The organism is Acinetobacter sp. KAM396 (assembly GCF_021602765.1).
Classification (GTDB): domain Bacteria; phylum Pseudomonadota; class Gammaproteobacteria; order Pseudomonadales; family Moraxellaceae; genus Acinetobacter; species Acinetobacter towneri_A.
The window spans coordinates 1-4,802 of record NZ_BPPH01000062.1 but is presented as its reverse complement, the minus strand read 5'-3'; the positions used below and the strand labels follow the sequence as shown (position 1 = coordinate 4,802).

Sequence of the window (4,802 nt, the reverse complement as noted above, 5' to 3'; positions counted from 1 at the left end):
GGATGTCTGATGATTTGTAGTCATAAATTTAAGTCCCCACTTGTTTCTAAGTGGGGACTAAATTAAGGCTTATAGGATGAATTCAGAAGGTGTGTTCAGCGGACGCTTACGATTATATACATCGGTGATTACTACAACAATCATCCATTGCGTAGTCAGTTAGAGCCATAATCAGGAGTGCTATAAAATGTCTTCGCACAACCATACACAAGATCACAAACATAACCACTCTGAACATGATCATAACCATGATCATTCTGGGCATAAGCATAGTCATGGTAACACCCATAAGCACAACCATGATCACTCAGGACACCATCATGGTCATGGTGGTCATGATCACGACCACGATCATGACCACAGCCATATCCCAAGTAATAAAAAAATTCTGACCATAAGCTTTTTACTGATTACCATTTTTATGGTAGTGGAATTTATAGGTGGTTTTATTACCAATAGTTTGGCCTTGATTTCAGATGCCGGTCACATGCTGAGTGACTCTGTTGCACTTGGTATTGCACTTGCAGCAGTCTTCATCGGTCAAAAACAGATTACCAAAAATAAAACATACGGCTATCAACGCTTTGAAATACTGGCTGCTGCATTGAATGGTATTACACTGGTTGGTATCGCACTGTATATCTTTATTGAGGCAATTCTACGGTTTCAGCAACCACAACATATTGAAGTACAAGGGATGTTGATCGTTGCTAGTATTGGATTGCTGATTAATATCATTGTTGCAGTAATGATTTTTAAAGGTAGTGATACCGAACACGACTTGAATATGCGAGGTGCTTACCTGCATGTACTCAGTGATTTGTTAGGTTCTATTGGCGCAATTGCTGCTGCGCTATGTATCTACTTCTTTGGATGGGCCTGGGCAGATACTTTAGCCAGTGTTCTAGTTGCAATACTTGTTCTTCGCAGTGGATATTCAGTTGTAGTAAAGGCTTCGCATGTTTTAATGCAGGGTACACCAGAAAAATTTGACTTGGCAGAAATCAAAGAAACCATTCTTCAAGGCCAGCGAATTCAGGGTGTACATGATTTACATATATGGAGTCTGACAAGTAAACGTTATATTTTATCCTGCCATATTGTTGTGAGTGAAGAAATGAGTATGCAGGAAGTGCAGATACTCTTACATGATCTGGAGAATGTCATACAAAATCTAGGTATTGAGCATGTCACTATTCAGGCTGAAACATCACTCAACAATCACGATGATATTCATCATTGCATTATTGAAAATATACCAAAGGATTCAGAACACTGAGTTTAAAAAGGTTAAATATTCCTAATATAGGTGCTTATCTAATCACAAGTGGTACCCAAGTTTAATGGCACTTAAAAGTGCCATTAAACTATATATAATTCAATTTGATATGTAATAAAATTACCCATAGGAAAGAATTATGGACTAGGCTAAAAGAAGATGGTCACAATTGTAAGATTCGAATAGAGACTGTAAATTAAATTGTGTAATTGCCTGAATTTGCTATGTTCATATTCACAACGGAGTCAGGCAACATGATGAACGAACAAAAACTAAAAGACCTTGCAGCAGAATTTGCTAAAGGAATCAAAACAGAAGACGATCTCAATCAATTCACCCGATTGTTGACTAAACTCACTGTTGAAACGGCTCTCAATGTCGAACTTACCGAACATCTCGGACATGAAAAGAATGCTCGTAAGAACGGTTCAAATGCTCGTAACGGTTATTCCAGTAAGACCGTGCTGAGCGATGATGGTGAGATTGAGATCACCACACCACGAGATCGTGATGGCACATTTGAGCCACAGCTAATTAAAAAGAATCAGACTCGTATCACGCAAATGGATAGCCAAATTCTATCCCTTTATGCCAAAGGCATGACTACCCGTGAAATCGTGGCTACTTTCAAAGAAATGTACGATGCTGATGTATCGCCAACGCTTATTTCCAAGGTGACTGATGCTGTTAAGGAGCAAGTCGCTGAATGGCAAAACCGTCCGCTGGATGCACTCTATCCCATCGTCTATATGGACTGTATTGTAGTTAAAGTCCGTCATAATGGCAGTGTTATCAACAAGGCTGTATTCCTTGCCTTAGGCATTAATCTTGATGGACAGAAAGAACTGCTCGGCATGTGGATGGCTGAGAATGAAGGTGCAAAGTTCTGGCTGAATGTCCTGACTGAGCTTAAAAACCGAGGGTTGCAGGATATTCTGATCGCCTGTGTGGATGGACTAAAAGGCTTTCCTGATGCCATTAACAGCGTATACCCGCAAACCCATATCCAGCTGTGCATTATCCATATGCTGCGTAACAGCTTGAAATACGTATCATGGAAAGATTACAAGGCGGTCACTCAGGATTTAAAAGCCGTTTATCAGTCACCTACTGAAGAGGCAGCCTTGATGGCCTTGGATCAATTCGCCCAAACATGGGATGACAAGTACCCACAGATCAGCAAAAGCTGGCGTACACACTGGGAGAATCTAAATACCTTCTTTGCTTATCCAGCCGAGATACGCAAAGCCATCTATACCACCAATGCGATCGAATCATTAAACAGCGTAATACGTCAGGCGATCAAAAAGCGTAAAGTCTTTCCAACGGATGATTCTGTACGTAAAGTGATTTACCTGGCAATTGATGCAGCGTCTAAAAAGTGGAATATGCCTATTCGCGACTGGCGTTTAGCCATGAGCCGCTTTATTATTGAATTCGGTGACCGCTTAAGCAATCGCCTTTAAATTTATGAAAAGCAATTACACAAAATTATTTACAGACTCTTCGAATATTATTTTTCCTCCTTTTCCTCCTTTTCCTCCTTTTCCTCCTTTTCCTCCTTTTCCTCCTTTAACTTGATATTCGTGATTCCAATTTTTCTTAGAGCATTCAATAACGTTGATTCACCCTCTGACAAGCCAGCAGATTTTGAATGTCTAAAAACAAATAATTGAGTAACCAAATTGGAGCCTAGGAGAGTTGTCGTATAAGAGCCCTCTGACAAAGGCAGGCTCTCCATGAGCCCAGAAATATACTGCTCAAATTGTTCTGCGGTTCTTGACCTAAATATTAGACCAGCATGCCCACGCTCCTTGAGAACACTTTCCCCATCTACAGTTGAAACGTAAGTCGCTGGTTGTATATCGAAAAGATAAACTGGAGGGCAATTTACAAGAGATAATCGGATGACCAATGCTCCACGAAGTGCTGTTTTATTTGAGTTTGCATAACACCAATTTTTATAAGTTTGTTTTTCTCCATCTGTAATATCTTTATTATTTAATGTTTCTGAATTAACGAAAAAGGCCATGAGAGTGGGTTTATCGCGGTAATCAAACTCTTCCTCAAAAGTATAATAGTGGACTGCATTGACAATACTGGGATTTAACGAGCGAGCCTTTAAACATGCATTCCATAGGCCCATGATTCTTCCATGATCTGGAGCTTCAAACTCTGTATCTCCATTAGTGGTCGGGTTAATTTGGACATTTAGAACTTCCTTAGAGCTATCAGGTTCTCCTGTACCAACTGTATTGGTTTCTTTAGTATTTTTCTTTCTCTGTGGCTGGGTGATGGTTCTTTCATACTTTGTTTTACTTTTTTCCCCGATAGGGCCTGAACCTAACCATGTAAATTCATGACCTAAAATAACCGATTGTAATAATGGTTTGCGCCCTCCTTGATCTTCAGATACGTTAATCTGACCAGGACCTAGTTGCAACTGAGGAGGATTAGGTGAGTTGACATCTACAGGTTTCTTAATGCGGTGAATTACCTTTGGAACACGTCTGATAAGTGTTTGATCAGGTAGTTCTATTCCAAGGATTGTCAAGGCTAAAAAAGCATTGGTGTCAGGAATACAAAAACCTGAAACCCTAATTTTTCTCGTTTCCTTATGCCATGGCATTACTTTAGGGTATATATGGTTTCTTTGGATAAAATCATCATGTTTTGCAATACTGCTAAATAAGATTCTTACGGCATCTTGGGTATATTTGCTATATTTATAGTAGGCAATAAATACATGATCATCTGTTGTGAGGCTATCACCTATAAGGATCGTCCAGGTGTTTTCTTCTTCTGGATGAGGGGTGTAGAGCCGTTCATGTCTTTCGGTCTCATCATATGTTGTCAGAATTCTAGGAAGTTCTGTAGAGAGACCATATCCTCTCACCAGAAACTCAAAACAAGGTACGAGTAGTTCCTTATATTCCTGATCCGTTAAGGAGAAAGAAATGCAATTCTCACGTTGGCTTGGATTAATATAAAATTTATTCTTGTCTGAGAAGAAATGATCTATTCTCCCTGTCTTTTCGTCTCGCTTATATGCTTGAACATAGGTATGTGTAAAATCCGTATGGTCAATATCAAACTCCCTTATTTCAAAGGGAAGATAGTCAACTAATCGTTCATGGTGCCAAACTGTTCCAATAGGCCAAGACACCAAATCTGTTATATTTGCATCAATAAAAATAAAATTATCTGTGGGTGTGTAATCTTCCAGAAGTTCCCTAAAAGCCACATGAACTTTAGGTTGAGCATTTCTACGATCAGCTTTTGCTAACGCTCCATACCACCACACCATTAAGAACTTTTCAGCATTGGATTCAAGAACTTTGAATGCCGGTGATTTTGTTTTATCTGGAGAGTTATCAGTATTTTTTTCATTAGAATGATTGTTCATGGTCAACAGAGATGGATCCGTAAATTTGAACAACTCCTATAAGTGATATTCTGCTCCTCAAATGATGTTATAAACATCAATATATGGAGTATTTTATGGCACGTAGACCAAGAAGAA

3 protein-coding genes are annotated in these 4,802 nt (G+C 39.2%); 2 read left to right on the top strand and 1 reads right to left on the bottom strand.

Annotated elements, in window-relative coordinates; genetic code table 11:
• The first annotated feature begins 187 nt into the window (after positions 1 to 187).
• Together L6C30_RS14195 and L6C30_RS14190 are read left to right on the top strand one after the other, a co-directional pair.
• On the top strand, positions 188 to 1,279 hold the full coding sequence (locus L6C30_RS14195; RefSeq protein WP_023187984.1) for a cation diffusion facilitator family transporter: 1,092 nt from the start codon (positions 188 to 190) through the stop codon (positions 1,277 to 1,279).
• A gap of 257 nt (positions 1,280 to 1,536) precedes the next feature.
• The gene (locus L6C30_RS14190) at positions 1,537 to 2,745 is read left to right on the top strand and encodes an IS256 family transposase (protein ID WP_042090285.1); all 1,209 of its coding nucleotides are present in this window, start codon (positions 1,537 to 1,539) and stop codon (positions 2,743 to 2,745) included.
• Positions 2,746 to 2,792: 47 nt separating this feature from the next.
• On the opposite strand, the gene L6C30_RS14185 is transcribed toward L6C30_RS14190, so the two are convergent.
• Positions 2,793 to 4,685, bottom strand: coding sequence for a hypothetical protein (locus L6C30_RS14185; RefSeq protein ID WP_057066693.1), 1,893 nt, complete (start codon positions 4,683 to 4,685; stop codon positions 2,793 to 2,795).
• Positions 4,686 to 4,802 lie beyond the last annotated feature (117 nt).